Here is a 15,470-nt window from a genome sequence, read left to right as displayed (position 1 = left end):
TTAATTTTTTGGAGTAATAATTAACCTTACCGTAAATATAAGCCTTATTTCCAATATCTTACACTAATACACTTACAAATTAAATCGATGTCTCAAGTAAATATTATAGAAGAGAAGTAATAAAAGAGATCAATTATCTGACTTAATTATTATAATTTCGCTTTAAAATAATCAACAAGCCAGCATTGAAAAAAGAATCAGAATATTTCCTTGATAAAGAATATAATACCATTACTTATGGTAGAGACGATCTTAATTTTAAGGATTTTGAATGCTGTATTTTTAATAATTGTAATTTTTCTGCCTGTACTTTTCTCGCAGTCACTTTTATCGACTGTGTTTTTAATGATTGTATTTTTAATGAAGCCAAAATCAATTATGTAGCTTTCAGAACTGCTACATTTAATCGCTGTGAAATTAAAGAAGTAAATTTTGCAATGTGTGATAAACTTATTTTCGAAGTCCATTTTCACGATTGCATTTTGGATTTTTCGAAGTTTTATACTTTAAAAATTAAAGGAACGACGTTTACCAATTGCAGTTTAATTGCCGTAGATTTTATGGCAACCGACCTTACAAGTGTTTTGTTCGAGAATTGTGATTTATACCGATCAGAATTCGACAAAGCCATCGCGAACAAAGCCGATTTTAAAACGAGTTACAATTACACTATTGATCCATCGAAAACTAAATTAAAGAAAGCTGTTTTTGCTTTGAAAGACGTGAAAGGGTTGCTGTTTAAGCATGATGTGATTGTAAGTTAGAGTAATAAAAAAAGCCAGTATAAAACTGGCTTTTTGATTAATATATTTTTTTTGTTTGGGAATTTACCCTACTATAACGTCTCTTTTCATGATAAATAATTTTAAATTAATTTATAAATACAATATTATTGAATATTTGAGTCTTTGGCAAGTTTAATGTGTTAAAAGTTATGCGACATCTAAGTCATCTCCAGACTTAAACTTTTTTGTTGTAATAACATCTTTAGAATAAAAATCTCTTACAAATATATCTGTAAAACCGGATAATGAATGTTTAGCAATTACTGTAAGACGAATATAAGACGATGCATCACTCCAGTTTAATTCTATATCTTCGGTTGTACGAACCCGCATTGCGTGAAGACTATTTGTATCACTTTTTTTCTTGCAGGGGATATATGAAATAAAATTATCTTTTAATTCAATATCCTTTCCCTGAATATTCATTCCTCCAACACCTCCAACCTGTCTATAGAAAGTAGGCTCAATTCTTATATCAAAAATTTCTGCATTGGTTTTATTAATGAACTTAAAAAAGTAATTTGTCTGTCCCTCAAAGCTTACTTTACTAATATGCGATGAAATCTCAATTTTGACTCTTTTTCTGTTCAAAAAGTGCATTAAAAACAAATAAGAAGAAGCTATACCTGCCATGATGCTTATTATCACATTCAAAATTACATCTGCCATTTAAAAAACACTCAAATTATTAAGCAAATATAAATTAAAAATTTAACAAGTAAAATATTATTCAAAACTAAATTATATTTTCTTCTCCATCACATAATCTTCCATCAAATAGCCATTTCCAATTTCGATATTTACTTCATCAATAACTTCAAAACCTATTTTTTTATAAAAACCTAAAGCCGAATTAAATCGGTTTACATTTAATAATAACGTTTTTGAATTATTTTTTAAGGCTAATATTCCAATTTCATCAATCACTTTTTTACCAATTCCTTTTCCTTGAGTTTCTGGTAAAAGATATATTTTATGAATTTTGGTTACAGCTTCTCCGTTATAATTATGTTCAATTCCGATAAATCCTATATTATCAGTTTGATCTTCATAAATCATATAAAATAATTGTTCTTTTTTATTGTATTGAAGAGTTAAAGCTTCATCAGAATAAAAAAGATCCAACATATAATCTAATTGTTCATTAGATAAAATTTCACCATAAGTAATTGGCCATGTTATATATACTATATTCTGAATTTGTTCAATATCGCTTATAGTTGCTTCTGTGATTGTAATCATATTATATAAAATGCTTTTATTATTATTTGGTGAAAATTTGATTTTCCTGTTCGCTTACACGGATGAAAGTAGTTCGTTTTGTTAATTCTTTTAATCTTGAAGCGCCAACATAAGTGCAGGTACTTCTTAATCCGCCTAAAATGTCTAAAACTGTATTTATGACTTTTCCTCTAAAAGGAACTTTAACTGTTTTTCCTTCACTTGCTCTGTATTCTGCTACTCCGCCAACATGTTTGTCCATTGCGGTTGTTGAGCTCATTCCGTAAAATTGTTTGAACTTTTCGCCATTAATTTCGATCAATTCACCTCCACTTTCTGTATGCCCGGCTAACATTCCGCCCAGCATTACAAAATCGGATCCTGCTCCAAAAGCTTTGGCTACATCGCCCGGTGTACTGCAGCCGCCGTCGCTTATAATATGTCCGCCTAAACCGTGAGCGGCATCGGCACATTCTATAATTGCGGAAAGCTGAGGATATCCAACGCCGGTTTTTACACGTGTTGTACAAACAGAACCGGGACCAATTCCGACTTTTACGATATCGGCTCCAGCCAAAAGTAATTCTTCGACCATTTCTCCTGTAACAACATTTCCAGCAATAATTACTTTATCAGGATATTGCTTTCTGGTTTGTTTTAAAAACTGTACAAAATGTTCTGAATATCCGTTTGCTACATCTATACAAATAAATTTAAGCAAAGGATTTTCTGTAATGATCTGACCAATTTTAGCAAAATCCTCTTTTCCGGTTCCGGTACTAATAGCGATATAATCGTAGAAATCCGGTGTAACTTTCGATAAAAAAGTCCTCCATTCTTCTGGTGAATAATGTTTGTGAATGGCTGTAAAAAGTTTTTCTTTAGCCAAAACTTCTGCCATTTCAAAGGTTCCAACTGTATCCATGTTCGCTGCCATAATCGGAATTCCTGTCCAATTTGTGGTGCTGTGCAAAAATTTAAAATTTCGTTCTAAAGAGACTTCAGATCTGCTTTTTAGTGTTGATCTTTTTGGTCTAATCATTACATCTTTAAATCCTAATTTGAGATCAGTTTCTATTCTCATGAGTTTGGAGTTTGGTTACTTTCAAATGTAAGAATTTTTGATTTTAGATTGCCAAACTTTGTGGTAAATTTGGAATTAAAATGGCACGCGGATGACGCAGGTTCGCTAAGCGAAGACGCGGATTTATGCGGATTTTTTATTTTAGAAATTTCGCAGAGATACACTAAGTGTCTCAGAGATTCACAAAGTTTCTTCAATTTTGGAATTTGGAATTTAAAAAATTGGAATTTTAATAAATTTATCCATGAATCGTTTCGCCTTTTCCGTAGTTGGTAATTATCGATTCTTCATAAGCTAACCATTCTCTCCAACGTTTTTCTACGTCAATTCCAACGCCATATTTTCTTGCGTATGTGATGAATGTAACGTAATGTCCGGCTTCACTTTCCATTAAATCTCTGTAGAAAACGGCCAATTCTTCGTCCTGAATATTTTCAGATAAAACTTTGAAACGTTCGCAGCTTCTGGCTTCGATCATGGCTGAGAATAATAATCTTTCTACAAGACCAGAAACTCGGCTTCCATCGCCGCTTTTTTTCATATACAAATACAATTCATTTACATAATCGTCTTTGCGTTCACGTCCTAGTTTTAATCCTCTTTTGATGATAATATTATGAACCTGCTCAAAATGATCAATTTCTTCTTTGGCCAAAGCCAATAAATCTTTAACCAAATCCTGATGCTCAGAATTGTTAGTAATAATAGTGATCGCATTTGTTGCTGCTTTTTGCTCGCACCAAGCGTGATCAGTCAGAATTTCTTCAATGTTTTTTTCTACAATATTTACCCATCTTGGGTCTGTTGGCAATTGTAATCTTAGTACGCCCATAATATTTTTGTTTATTTTGTTTCAAGTTTTCTTTGTTTCAAGTTCTTTTAGGAACGAAAAAAGTTTAAAGTTTTGTTTACGTATTTATTACGCGTCACAAAACTTTAAACTTGAAACCTGAAACTTGAAACAATTAAGTTTCAACCTTTTTAATTAGTATACGAAAATCGGTCTTTCGCTCATCATTTCGTTTACTTCGTTTGCTACTTCTTCGATAACTGCTTCGTTTGTGTGGTCAGCAAGTACTCTGTCGATTAAAGCTACGATAGTTTCCATATCTTCTTCAACTAAACCACGAGTTGTGATTGCAGCTGTTCCTACACGAATTCCAGACGTAATAAATGGTGATTTATCATCAAACGGAACCATGTTTTTATTTACTGTGATTTCTGCTTTTACTAATGCATTTTCTGCTTCTTTACCAGAAATATTTTTATTTCTTAAGTCAATAAGCATCATGTGGTTATCAGTTCCGCCAGAAATAATTTTGTATCCTCTTTTTACAAAAGCATCTGCCATTGCGTTTGCATTTTTTTGCAATTGCATAGCATATGTAAAGAACTCATCTTTAAGAGCTTCACCAAAAGCAACCGCTTTTGCAGCGATAATATGCATTAAAGGTCCGCCTTGATTTCCTGGGAAAACAGCAAGATCTAATAAAGATGACATCATTCTGATTTCTCCTTTTGGAGTTTTTAATCCTTGTGGGTTTTCAAAATCTTTCCCCATTAAGATCAAACCTCCACGTGGTCCACGCAATGTTTTGTGTGTTGTTGTAGAAACGATATGACAATGTGGAATTGGGTCATTCATTAATCCCTTAGCAATTAAACCTGCCGGGTGAGAAATATCAGCAAATAAGATTGCTCCTACGCTGTCAGCAATTTTTCTGAAACGCTCAAAATCCATATCACGAGAATAAGCCGAAGCTCCTGCGATGATTAGTTTTGGCTGTTCTTTTGTTGCAATTTCCTGAATTTTATCATAATCTAAACGGCCAGTTTCTGCATCTACGCCGTAAAAAACCGGACGGTACAAACGACCTGAAAAGTTTACCGGAGAACCGTGAGTTAAGTGACCACCGTGAGATAAATCAAAACCTAAAATAGTATCACCAGGATTTAAACAAGCGTGATAAACTGCTGTATTTGCCTGTGAACCTGAGTGAGGCTGTACGTTTGCATATTCAGCACCAAATAATTCTTTTGCTCTGTCAATAGCAATTTGCTCAATAACGTCAACTACTTCGCAACCGCCGTAGTATCTTTTGCCAGGATACCCCTCAGCATATTTATTAGTTAAAACAGAACCAGCTGCTTCCATTACTTCATCACTTACAAAATTCTCAGAAGCGATAAGTTCTAATCCGTGAATTTGTCTGTCTTGTTCCTCTAGTATAAGGTCAAAAATTTGTTCGTCGCGTTGCATTTTTTCGTTTTTCGTTAATTTCCTGCAAAAATACAAAAAAACGTTTGTCAAACTGTTAGATTATGATATATTTGACATAGAATTTTTCAACAAATAATTAACATTCACATGCCAATAACCGCCAACGATACCAAAAGAAAATCATGGTTAGAAGTACCAGAAAATAGTGACTTCCCTATTCAAAATATTCCTTTCGGTGTATTTCTTACTAAAGAAAATGTCGTTACAGTAGGAACTCGAATTGGCGATTTCGCTATAGATTTAGGGGCTTTACAACAATTAAACTATTTTGAAGGAATAGATTTAACCGATGATATGTTCATGCAGGACACGCTAAATGATTTTATTTCTGATGGAAAAAAAACATGGCGTTTGGTTCGAAACCGTATCGCTGAAATTTTCGACGAAACAAATCCAAAACTTAGGGATTCAACAAAAGACAGAGATATTGTTATTTTTAAAATCGACGATGTCGAGATGCAATTGCCCGTTTTAATTGGTGATTATACTGATTTTTACTCCAGTAAAGAACATGCTACAAACGTAGGTAAAATGTTTCGTGATCCTGAAAATGCATTGTTGCCAAACTGGTTACACATTCCTGTAGGATACCACGGAAGAAGTTCAACTATTGTTCCGTCTGGAATTCCGGTTCACAGACCAATGGGACAAACTTTGCCTGCAGGCGAAAAATATCCTGTTTTTGGTCCGTCTCGTTTAGTAGATTTTGAATTGGAAACTGCCTTTATAACAACTGACGTTAATATAATGGGAGAAAATATCCCAACTTATGAAGCCGAAGATTATATTTTCGGAATGGTTTTATTGAATGACTGGAGCGCGCGCGATATCCAGAAATGGGAATATGTGCCTCTTGGACCATTTTTAGCTAAAAACTTTGCTACCTCAATTTCTCCGTGGATTGTTACTATGGATGCTTTGGAACCTTTTAGAACTAAAGGACCAAAACAAGATCCGTCGCCGCTTCCTTATTTACAAACTAAAGGAAAAAAAGCTTTTGATATTCATTTAGAAGTTTCAATACAGCCTGAAGATCAGGAAGAAACTGTTGTTTCTAAATCAAATTTTAAATATTTATACTGGTCTATGGCTCAGCAATTGGCGCATCATACTTCAAACGGATGTCGTGTAAATTCTGGCGATATGATGGGTTCAGGAACTATTTCTGGTCCAACTCCGGATAGTTTTGGCTCAATGTTAGAATTAACCTGGGGCGGAAAAAATCCACTTAAATTAAAAGATGGTAGCGAACGTAAATTTATCGAAGATAATGATACGGTAATCATTAGAGGTTTTTGCGAAAATGCCGAAGTTAGAATTGGTTTTGGTGAAGTTTGCAGTCAACTATTGCCACCTTTTATCAGACCTTGAAGAGCAGATAAAAAATCTGAAGAAATATAAAAATAGAAAAACCTTGGTTCTCACCAAGGTTTTTCTATTTTTATACAGGAAAGAGTTGTTTACTCCAAAAGAACCTTCACCCAAACTAAACGATGATCTGAACTTGATTCACGTTTTTCAACCAATTCTGACATTGGTTCAACTTTTGCAGGCCAGAACACACCGCTGTTGATAACCTTAAAACCAAATTTAGAAGGTAACACATAATCAGCGCGCATTCTCCAAAATGCTGTATGGTTAACTCCAAAAGGGTTTTCAGGACTGTATTCAGCACCACCTTTACTGGCAGGTGTAAACTCGCTATTAATTTTCGGATGAGCAAGTAATGACTTTATACCTTCAGTAATAGCGTTACCTTCAACCGGCGAAGCATTTTGATCACCCATTATAACAAATTGAGAATTTGCAGGCAAACCGCCTTTTACGCCGCTATCATCATAAATGTACGAAGCAGAATTGTCTGAAATATAGTCTTTCCAAAATCTGATTTCATCATGATTTCTTTTACCATTACGATCTTCAGCACCATCAAAAGAAGGAGGAGTGGGATGGCTGGCTAAAATATGAACCGTTTTTTTGTTAATCTTAACAGGAACGTCCCAGTGAGATTTGGAAGATAATGGAAAAAGCTCCCATGCCTCCTTGCTATACCAATCCGATCCATCCGGCTTTTTAATAAGCAATGCCCCCGGCATATCTTTCCATTTGAAATTTTGAAAAGTGCGGACTGCCTTAACATCAATAGGATATTTTGACAAAAGCATCATCGCATATTGACCTGGATACATACCAAATCCCCAGGCATCATTTCCGAAATTTTCCAACTTTCCGTCATTGTTCAAATCGTAAGGACTTGACTGACCGGTATTCACGGTTGAGTAATAGTAATATGGATAATCAATAGCCTTTGCTCCGCCTTGACTCACTTTTAAATAGTTTTTAATAAATGCCTTTACACCAAGTTTAGGATTTTTAATGTAGTCAAACTCGTTTAGCAGAATAACATCCGGTCTTACGGTCTGAATAATCTGGGCGATATTTCTGATTTGAACATTATTTCCCGAATGAAGCTGATTGATCAATACTTGTTCTGAGTTTCCCTTTGTACCTCTTGGAAAATAATTCTCAGATTCCATACTCACATTATAGGTAGCAAATGTAAGTTCTTTTTGTGGAGCAGTCTGTGGAAAAAGAGTTCCTGCAAAAAGCATGGAAAAGATAAAAAATATTTTATTCATAAAAAAATTGAATCTGCATTTCTGCATTTATTGAATACACGAATATAAGAATGTTGTTGGGACGTTCGCCAGCCAGTATGTTAAGTATATGTCAATAAAAAGGCTGTCAATAAAAGTGACAGCCCAAATAATATTAAGAAAGGTTATTTTTCCTTCCAGTTAAAAACTTGAAGTTATTGAATAAATTTAAACTTAAAAAACTTAGTGTCTTTGTGCTTTAGGGAGCAAAAAATCAAGCAGGAATCTGCTGACTCAAACAATGCAAAGTTCCAAATCCCCAAATGAAATCGATACAGCTAATTCCGATTACTTCTCTATCCGGAAAACATTCTGAAAGTATATTTAAAGCCACACGATCGTTGCTGTCGTTAAAGGTTGGCACTAAAACGCAATTATTCAGAATTAAGAAATTAGCATAACTTGCCGGTAATCTTAGATCTTCAAAATCAACACGTTTTGGCATTGGCAATGCTACAATTGTTGGCGATTTTCCGTCTTCTAATTTTGCATTTTGCAAACGTTTCAGATTATCTTGTAAAGGCTTGTAATTAGCGTCGTTTTTATCAGTTTCAACAATAGTGACAATTGTATCTTCGTTTACAAATCGGCATAAATCGTCGATATGTCCGTGAGTATCATCACCTTCTATTCCATCTCCCAACCAAATTACGTTTGTAACTCCAAGATATTCTTTAAAAACAGCTTCGTAATCTTCTTTGGTAAAGTTTTTATTTCTAACCTGAATTGAGGGATGCATCAAACATTCTTCAGAAGTTAATAATGTTCCTCTTCCATTTACATCAATTGCACCACCTTCAACAATAACCGGTTTTCCTTTATACATTACTTGTGTAAGCGGAACTTCAATAAAATCAGCAATTTTACTCGGAACAAATTTATCTAACTGGTAATTTTTATATTTCGCCCAACCATTAAAATTGAAATTTAATGCTTCTCTTTTCGAACCATTTTTTACAACAATTGGTCCGGAATCACGCATCCAGCTTCTGTTTGTTTTATGAATAATGAAAGAAACGTTAGCTGTATTTACGCGGGCACGTTCTAACATTTCTGCTACTTTCTCTTTTAATTTTTCATCGGCTACGACCAAAAAAACGGTTTCAAAAGTGGCTACTTTTTTAATAAATTCTACAAAAGCCCATTGAACTGCTTCATATTTTCCCGGCCAATCATTTCCGTTATGCGGAAAACACAATACAATTCCTTGTTGTTTTTCCCATTCTGCCGGAAATCTTCTATTATTTGTGGTCATAAAAAAGTTTCTAAATTTAAAGTGTACAAAGATAATCATTCGTAAGGATTATAAAATAGCTTAAAAGACCTCAAATCTATATTTACAGCATTATCTTCTAAAAATTAAGTTAAAGATTAAATAATGAAGCCTTAATATACACTCCGGAATCGCTAATTACTTTTGGCGAAACTAAAAACTAAAATAATATGAAAAAAGTAAGTCTTTCATTATTAGCATTACTAACCATTTTTGCTAGCTGTAATAATGACGAGAATTCTAACAACGAAGAACCTGAAGTTGTTGTAAATGAAAATCCTGCAACCTTTAAAGAAATTGGCTCTATAACCATTGGCGGAGAAGCTGCTGCGGAAATTTCGGCTTATGATGAAAAAACGAAAAGATTATTTACAGTAAACAATAGCGGAACAAATCAGATTGATGTAATTGATATCACTGATCCGACAAAACCAACAAAAATTGGTAAAATTGATTTAACTACTTATGAAGGTGCTTCAAATAGTGTTTCTGTTTATGACGGAAAACTGGCTGTTGCACTGGAATCAACCGCTAACAAACAAGGAAATGGAAAAGTTGTTATTTTTAACACGACTGATTATAGTTTAATAAAACAAGTTACTGTTGGCGCTTTACCTGATATGATTACTTTTTCGCCAGACGGAAAATATATCATGACTGCAAATGAAGGTGAACCAAATACTGATTATTCTCAGGATCCAAACGGAACGATTTCTATTATAGAAGTAGCTAATAATTATGCCGTTACAACTCTTGATTTCGCTTCTTTTAGCGGTCAGGCCGAAACTTTGAAAAAAGACGGATTTAGAATTTCAAAAGTTGCTAAAAGTTTTGCTCAGGATATTGAACCGGAATATGTAACAATTTCTGATGATTCTAAAACGGCCTGGGTTACTTTACAGGAAAATAATGGTGTTGCAAAAGTTGATTTAACTTCAAAAACGATTACGGCTATTTATCCTTTAGGGTTTAAAGATTTTAATACGGCTGATAATGCAATTGATGTAAGCGATAAAGATGATAAAATTGTTTTTAATCCGTGGAAAGTAAAAGGTATGTTTATGCCGGATGCTATTAGTCATTTTTCTGCAAACAATGCTCCTTATTTTGTTACTGCAAATGAAGGTGATGCGAGAGAATACACTGCAAACACAGATATTAAGAGAATGAAAGACATGACATTAGACGCTACTGTTTTTCCTGATGCTGCTACTTTAAAATTAGAACCTAATTTAGGAAGATTAAACCTCATTACTGATATGGGCGATACTGACGGAGATGGAGATCTGGATGAAATGGTTGCTTTTGGTGCACGTTCTTTTACAATATGGAATGGAAATACCGGGAAAATCGTTTATGACGGTAAAAATGATGTTGATAAAAAAACAAATGAATTAGGAACTTATGATGATAAACGTAGTGATGATAAAGGCTCTGAACCGGAAAGCTGTTATTGTTGCAAAAATGGGAAATCAAAATATATTATTTGTTGGTCTTGAAAGATCTGATGCTTTTATGACTTATGATGTTACCAATCCTGCATCTCCACAATATTTGCAAACCGTAAAAACTGGCGATGCACCAGAAGGAGTTTTATTTATTCCTGCTTCAAAAAGTCCAACTAAAAGAAGTTTACTTGTTGTAAGCAGCGAAGGTGATGGAACTATTAAAATTTATCAGCCTGATTTAAAGTAAATTTATACTTAGTTAATAAAAAAAGCGGGCAAAATACTTTGTTCGCTTTTTGCTTTTCCCCTGTTTTAGATTTATTTAACATATTCTCATAAAATCAAATTAAAAGATGGAAATTATATAATATTGACAATAAATATATAGAAGCTGATTTTGAAATTCATATTCTAAGTTTGTGGTGAGTTTAAAAATACCTCACCAAAACAAATTTAAAATTAAACGAATCATGAAAAAGAAATTAGCTTCCATATCAATTTTACTATTATCATTTGCGGCTGGAGCTCAAAATGTGGCAACAACATCTAATCAACCTTCTGTTGAAATACCTGCATATAACAAATGGTCTATTGAATTGAATGGCGGTGTCGGAAAACCATTGAGAGCTATGACTCCGGGTTATTCTACCGCTACACTTAACCCTTTCCACGCAGACCTTGGGGTAAGATATATGTTTAGTCCAACTTTTGGTATGAAATTAGACGTGGGATATGATCAATTCCAGGAACGTGATGACACACCAAACTTTGAAAGCAGATATGTTAGAACAAGTTTACAAGGTGTAATAAACCTTGGTAGAGCTTTAAATTTTGAGACTTGGACAAATACAATAGGCATATTAGCACATGGTGGTGTTGGTGTTTCACAAATTAGCACTGAAACCGGGTATGGCGGACAAGATTACATGGGACATGGGATTTTGGGATTAACAGGACAAATTAAATTAAGTAACAGAGTTGCCTTAACAGGAGATTTAACCGGAATTGTAAATGGAAGACAAAACTGGAACTTTGACGGAATGGGACAAGCAAGAACAGGATCATTAGATGGTATATTATTAAACGCATCTGTTGGTTTGACTTTTTACTTAGGTAAAAATGAAAAACATGCTGACTGGTATGCGGAAGAAAATGACAGATTAAATAAATTAGAAGACAGAGTTGGCCTTATCGAAAATGGACTTTTAGATACTGATAAAGATGGCGTTGCTGATTTATACGATTTAGAACCAAATAGTATTACTGGTGTTGCTGTAAATACAAAAGGACAATCTATCGATACCAACCAAAATGGTGTTCCTGATGAATTAGAAAGCTATTTAGACAAAACTTATGCTAAAAAAGGCGATAATAATCTAACAAACAGTACTGTAGAAGAATTAATTAACGGTGGATACGTAAATGTATACTTCGACTTTAACTCTTCTAAACCAACGAATGCGTCTTTATCTGGTGTTGATTTCTTAGTTAAATACTTAAAAAACAATCCTGGAAAATCTGCAGATATCATTGGATATGCTGATGAGATTGGAAATTCAAGTTACAATACCGAATTATCAAGAAAAAGAGCTGAAGCTGTGAAAAAAGTGGCAACAAATGCCGGAATCGATGCTTCGAGACTTAATGTAATTGCTAATGGAGAGGATACTTCTGTGAATAAAAATTCTAAGGAAGCACGTCAAATCGTTAGAAGAGTTACTTTCCAAGTGAAATAATAAATCAGAATCTATATTAATTTCAAAAAAAGGCGGTTTCAAATAGTTGAAACCGCCTTTTTCTTAGCAAAGAAAAAGGACAAAATTTTCATTTTGTCCTTTTTTTATTTATTTAAAACATATTATTTATCTATTGCTCTTTTTGTAATATCTCCAAAAGCATCAATTCTTCTGTCTCTGAAAAATGGCCAGTTCTGACGAACATTTTCCTGTAAATCCAAATCAACTTCTGCAATTAGGATTTCTTCTTTATCGTGAGAAGCCTGAGCTAAAATTTCACCTTGAGGACCAGCGATGAATGAAGCTCCCCAAAACTGAATTCCTTCTGTTCCTTCAATGTATTTTTCTAAACCAATTCTGTTTGCTGCAGCAACAAAAACTCCATTAGCAACAGCGTGACCTTTCATAACATTCATCCACGCTCCATATTGATTTTCTCCGTATTGTTCTTTTTCTTTTGGATGCCATCCAATTGCTGTTGGATAAAATAAAACTTCTGCTCCTTTTAAAGCTGTAATACGAGCTGCTTCCGGATACCATTGATCCCAACAAATTAATGTTCCTATTTTTCCTTTTTTGGTTTCAATTGCCTGAAATCCTAAATCTCCCGGAGTAAAATAGAATTTTTCATAAAAATGCGGATCGTCCGGAATGTGCATTTTACGGTATAAACCAGCTTCTGTTCCGTCTGTATCTATTATATAAGCACTATTGTGGTAAATTCCAGCCATTCTTTTTTCGAAGAAAGGGACAATAATTACAACTCCTAATTCTTTTGCCAATTCGCTAAAAGCAATAAATGAAGTACTGTAAAGTGGTTCTGCCAATGCAAAATTGTCTACATCTTCGCTTTGGCAAAAATAATGGCTGCTATATAATTCAGGTAATAAGATCACTTCGGCACCTTTATTGGCTGCATCTTTTACCCAGCTGATACATTTTTTAAGATTATTTTCGGCTACGTCGTTAAGATTCAACTGAACAACGGCTATTTTATATTTTCTTTTCGGCATGACATAAAATTTTAGAAGTGCAAAAATAGTAATTTTTAGAGGAATGACAAAGGGAGTTAATACGGTCTTATGAAAACTAAACCTCTCTTATAGCCCCGATAGCAGCGGTATCCTTTTTCTGTCCGCCGCGGCGGACAGAAAAAGATATAGCGAATAGCGGGACTGATGTTCTTTTGAAAACAATTCTTCTGCTTCAAAAAAATAAAAAACCGTTCTATAAAATGAATTATAGAACGGTTTTAAAATATTAATTTATTAAAATAAATTATTCAATAACAACTGTTGTTGAAATATATTCTGTTTCTGATTTGGCAAGTCTTAAATAAAAAGTTCCTTTAGTTTGTGGAGTAATTTTATAGACTGTTACTCTTCTTTCAGGAGTTGTTTTTGCGCAAGTGGCTATAGGATACTGAGCTTCTACCTGATAAACCAGAACTTTATTATATTCTACTTCTACTAATTGGTGAAATTCTCCACACCCATTTTCAGACGTAAACTCTATATCATAACTAAGTTCCTGACCTACTTTTCCAGTTGTAGGACCTACAACAGATGTCGCATAAGCTGTTTTATAAATAACTTTTGGATCTTCAGCCGTATCATTATCACTGCTGCATGAAGTTAACACAGTTACGAATAACATTATAAGTGCAATGGATTGTAATTTAAAATTTTTCATAGGGTAATTGTTTATTCTTATTTTTTACATAGATACTAATAAGTTGTTTTGGTTGCTTGAAAAAATTGTTAAAATTGAATTTTTAAAAATAATCAACAACAAATCAACGTTTTATATCATCAATTATTTTGCCACTTCTTTCTTTTTAAATATCATTTTAAAAAGATTTACAATTCCTAAAACAACAAATCCTAATGCCAGACCGATTACAAATTCTTTTAAAATAGAAGGCAATTTAATTGTAGGCACTACATGATGGAAGAATGGAATATAATGAACGAAGATGCCTCCGGCAACTAAAAGTAATGCAATTGTACCAATTACGGTTAAACTTTTAATAACCAATGGAAGCGCTTTTACCAATATATTACCTATAAATTTTGAGATACTTTTTTCTTTTTTACTAAATTTAATAAGTTTATAACCCGCTTCATCCATTCTTACAATCAGAGCGACAATACCATAAACTCCAACTGTTGCAATTACGGCAATTATTGATGTTACCACGATTTGTTGCATCAAAGGCTCATCGATTACTGTTCCTAAAGCGATAATTACAATTTCGACAGATAATATAAAATCGGTTACAATTGCTGACTTTATTTTACCTTTTTCAACAACCAGGATTTCTTCTTCTGTTAAAACTTCTTCTGTTATTCCTTCTGATTCTTCGTGCTTGTGTGGAAAAATAAATTCGTATATTTTTTCTGCTCCTTCGTATGCCAGAAATAATCCTCCAAGTACAAGGATTACAATGATTGCAACGGGTAAAAATGCACTTAATAAAAACGCAATTGGCAAAATGATAATTTTGTTAAGAAGTGAACCTTTACTAATTGCCCACAACACCGGAAGCTCTCTTGAAGATGCAAATCCTGAAGCTTTTTCGGCATTTACAGCTAAATCATCACCCAAAATACCAGCTGTTTTTTTTGCTGCAATTTTGCTCATTACTGCAACATCATCCATAATTGCTGCGATATCATCTAATAGTACGAAAAAACCTGATGCCATTTTATTTTTATTTTTTGCGAATTTAATACTTTTAAATTAATTAATTTCTACAAATTAATGACTGCATTGCCCTAAAAGCACCCAAATAATAATAAATACAAAAATAGTTCCGAAGCATCCGCCTCCTAATTTTTTTGCGCCGTAACCTGCCAATAATCCTCTAAATAAGTTATTCATAACGTTTGATTTTAAGTTATAGTAAATATCAGAATTCAAAAAGAAAATTATTTTATATGAATTTTGAAAAAAGTTTCATGATTCACGGATTTTATTATGAAC

The 15,470-nt window shown here is 33.5% G+C and carries 16 protein-coding genes; 5 read left to right on the top strand and 11 right to left on the bottom strand.

The annotated features are described in order from the left end of the window. Positions 1-185: 185 nt before the first annotated feature. On the top strand, positions 186-764 hold the full coding sequence (locus BUE22_RS03755; RefSeq protein ID WP_073393771.1) for a pentapeptide repeat-containing protein: 579 nt from the start codon (positions 186-188) through the stop codon (positions 762-764). A gap of 168 nt (positions 765-932) precedes the next feature. On the opposite strand, the gene BUE22_RS03750 is transcribed toward BUE22_RS03755, so the two are convergent. The 5 genes from BUE22_RS03750 to glyA all read right to left on the bottom strand — a co-directional run bounded on the left by BUE22_RS03750 (position 933) and on the right by glyA (position 5,350). Then, positions 933-1,454 (bottom strand): hypothetical protein, encoded by a 522-nt coding sequence (locus BUE22_RS03750; protein ID WP_073393770.1) that lies wholly within the window; start codon positions 1,452-1,454, stop codon positions 933-935. Positions 1,455-1,526: 72 nt separating this feature from the next. Beyond that, positions 1,527-2,027, bottom strand: a complete 501-nt coding sequence (locus BUE22_RS03745; RefSeq protein ID WP_084540199.1) for a GNAT family N-acetyltransferase — start codon at positions 2,025-2,027, stop codon at positions 1,527-1,529. A 22-nt stretch (positions 2,028-2,049) separates the two neighbouring features. Then, on the bottom strand, positions 2,050-3,090 hold the full coding sequence (locus BUE22_RS03740; protein ID WP_073393769.1) for a GMP reductase: 1,041 nt from the start codon (positions 3,088-3,090) through the stop codon (positions 2,050-2,052). Positions 3,091-3,328: 238 nt separating this feature from the next. After that, the gene (gene miaE, locus BUE22_RS03735; RefSeq protein WP_073393768.1) at positions 3,329-3,922 is read right to left on the bottom strand and encodes a MiaE family protein; all 594 of its coding nucleotides are present in this window, start codon (positions 3,920-3,922) and stop codon (positions 3,329-3,331) included. 153 nt (positions 3,923-4,075) lie between these two features. Further along, positions 4,076-5,350: a serine hydroxymethyltransferase gene (glyA, locus tag BUE22_RS03730; RefSeq protein ID WP_073393767.1), complete on the bottom strand. Its 1,275-nt coding sequence runs from the start codon at positions 5,348-5,350 to the stop codon at positions 4,076-4,078. 108 nt (positions 5,351-5,458) lie between these two features. Between glyA and fahA the strand changes: the two genes are divergently transcribed. Next, complete coding sequence (gene fahA, locus BUE22_RS03725; RefSeq protein ID WP_042564404.1) at positions 5,459-6,742, top strand: fumarylacetoacetase; 1,284 nt, start codon at positions 5,459-5,461, stop codon at positions 6,740-6,742. Positions 6,743-6,831: 89 nt separating this feature from the next. Here the strand turns inward: fahA and BUE22_RS03720 are convergent, their stop codons facing one another. Next, positions 6,832-8,010, bottom strand: a complete 1,179-nt coding sequence (locus BUE22_RS03720) for an endonuclease/exonuclease/phosphatase family protein (RefSeq protein ID WP_073393766.1) — start codon at positions 8,008-8,010, stop codon at positions 6,832-6,834. 232 nt (positions 8,011-8,242) lie between these two features. Then, positions 8,243-9,283: an agmatine deiminase family protein gene (locus tag BUE22_RS03715; protein WP_073393765.1), complete on the bottom strand. Its 1,041-nt coding sequence runs from the start codon at positions 9,281-9,283 to the stop codon at positions 8,243-8,245. Positions 9,284-9,471: 188 nt separating this feature from the next. Between BUE22_RS03715 and BUE22_RS03710 the strand changes: the two genes are divergently transcribed. The 3 genes from BUE22_RS03710 to BUE22_RS03705 all read left to right on the top strand — a co-directional run bounded on the left by BUE22_RS03710 (position 9,472) and on the right by BUE22_RS03705 (position 12,485). Next, on the top strand, positions 9,472-10,800 hold the full coding sequence (locus BUE22_RS03710; protein ID WP_394332791.1) for a choice-of-anchor I family protein: 1,329 nt from the start codon (positions 9,472-9,474) through the stop codon (positions 10,798-10,800). Next, positions 10,766-10,996 carry a choice-of-anchor I domain-containing protein gene (locus BUE22_RS24055; protein WP_394332790.1) on the top strand — a complete coding sequence of 77 codons (231 nt, stop codon included), beginning with the start codon at positions 10,766-10,768 and terminating at the stop codon, positions 10,994-10,996. Before BUE22_RS03710 ends, BUE22_RS24055 begins: the two co-directional genes overlap by 35 nt. Before the next feature lie 223 nt (positions 10,997-11,219). Beyond that, positions 11,220-12,485 (top strand): OmpA family protein, encoded by a 1,266-nt coding sequence (locus BUE22_RS03705; protein WP_073393764.1) that lies wholly within the window; start codon positions 11,220-11,222, stop codon positions 12,483-12,485. A 122-nt stretch (positions 12,486-12,607) separates the two neighbouring features. Here BUE22_RS03705 and BUE22_RS03700 read toward each other — a convergent pair whose 3' ends face one another. From BUE22_RS03700 to BUE22_RS23990, 4 genes are all read right to left on the bottom strand, one after another. Next, entirely contained in the window at positions 12,608-13,498 is an 891-nt protein-coding gene (locus BUE22_RS03700; protein WP_073393763.1) for a carbon-nitrogen hydrolase, read from the bottom strand. 265 nt (positions 13,499-13,763) lie between these two features. Then, on the bottom strand, positions 13,764-14,177 hold the full coding sequence (locus tag BUE22_RS03695) for a hypothetical protein (RefSeq protein WP_042564398.1): 414 nt from the start codon (positions 14,175-14,177) through the stop codon (positions 13,764-13,766). Between the two features lie 123 nt (positions 14,178-14,300). Beyond that, positions 14,301-15,191: a DUF808 domain-containing protein gene (locus tag BUE22_RS03690; RefSeq protein ID WP_073393762.1), complete on the bottom strand. Its 891-nt coding sequence runs from the start codon at positions 15,189-15,191 to the stop codon at positions 14,301-14,303. A gap of 54 nt (positions 15,192-15,245) precedes the next feature. Then, positions 15,246-15,368, bottom strand: a complete 123-nt coding sequence (locus tag BUE22_RS23990; protein ID WP_042564396.1) for a hypothetical protein — start codon at positions 15,366-15,368, stop codon at positions 15,246-15,248. Positions 15,369-15,470 lie beyond the last annotated feature (102 nt).

The sequence above is a fragment of the Flavobacterium pectinovorum genome, assembly GCF_900142715.1.
In the GTDB taxonomy this organism is placed as follows: domain Bacteria; phylum Bacteroidota; class Bacteroidia; order Flavobacteriales; family Flavobacteriaceae; genus Flavobacterium; species Flavobacterium pectinovorum.
This window is presented reverse-complemented; position numbering and strand designations above follow the sequence as displayed.

Coding starts and splice junctions, on each gene's coding strand:
- BUE22_RS03750 (WP_073393770.1), bottom strand. CDS start 1,454: ATGGCAGATGTAATTTTGAATGTGATAATAAGCATCATGGCAGGTATA.
- BUE22_RS03745 (WP_084540199.1), bottom strand. CDS start 2,027: ATGATTACAATCACAGAAGCAACTATAAGCGATATTGAACAAATTCAG.
- BUE22_RS03740 (WP_073393769.1), bottom strand. CDS start 3,090: ATGAGAATAGAAACTGATCTCAAATTAGGATTTAAAGATGTAATGATT.
- miaE (WP_073393768.1), bottom strand. CDS start 3,922: ATGGGCGTACTAAGATTACAATTGCCAACAGACCCAAGATGGGTAAAT.
- glyA (WP_073393767.1), bottom strand. CDS start 5,350: ATGCAACGCGACGAACAAATTTTTGACCTTATACTAGAGGAACAAGAC.
- fahA (WP_042564404.1), top strand. CDS start 5,459: ATGCCAATAACCGCCAACGATACCAAAAGAAAATCATGGTTAGAAGTA.
- BUE22_RS03720 (WP_073393766.1), bottom strand. CDS start 8,010: ATGAATAAAATATTTTTTATCTTTTCCATGCTTTTTGCAGGAACTCTT.
- BUE22_RS03715 (WP_073393765.1), bottom strand. CDS start 9,283: ATGACCACAAATAATAGAAGATTTCCGGCAGAATGGGAAAAACAACAA.
- BUE22_RS03710 (WP_394332791.1), top strand. CDS start 9,472: ATGAAAAAAGTAAGTCTTTCATTATTAGCATTACTAACCATTTTTGCT.
- BUE22_RS24055 (WP_394332790.1), top strand. CDS start 10,766: ATGGGAAATCAAAATATATTATTTGTTGGTCTTGAAAGATCTGATGCT.
- BUE22_RS03705 (WP_073393764.1), top strand. CDS start 11,220: ATGAAAAAGAAATTAGCTTCCATATCAATTTTACTATTATCATTTGCG.
- BUE22_RS03700 (WP_073393763.1), bottom strand. CDS start 13,498: ATGCCGAAAAGAAAATATAAAATAGCCGTTGTTCAGTTGAATCTTAAC.
- BUE22_RS03695 (WP_042564398.1), bottom strand. CDS start 14,177: ATGAAAAATTTTAAATTACAATCCATTGCACTTATAATGTTATTCGTA.
- BUE22_RS03690 (WP_073393762.1), bottom strand. CDS start 15,191: ATGGCATCAGGTTTTTTCGTACTATTAGATGATATCGCAGCAATTATG.
- BUE22_RS23990 (WP_042564396.1), bottom strand. CDS start 15,368: ATGAATAACTTATTTAGAGGATTATTGGCAGGTTACGGCGCAAAAAAA.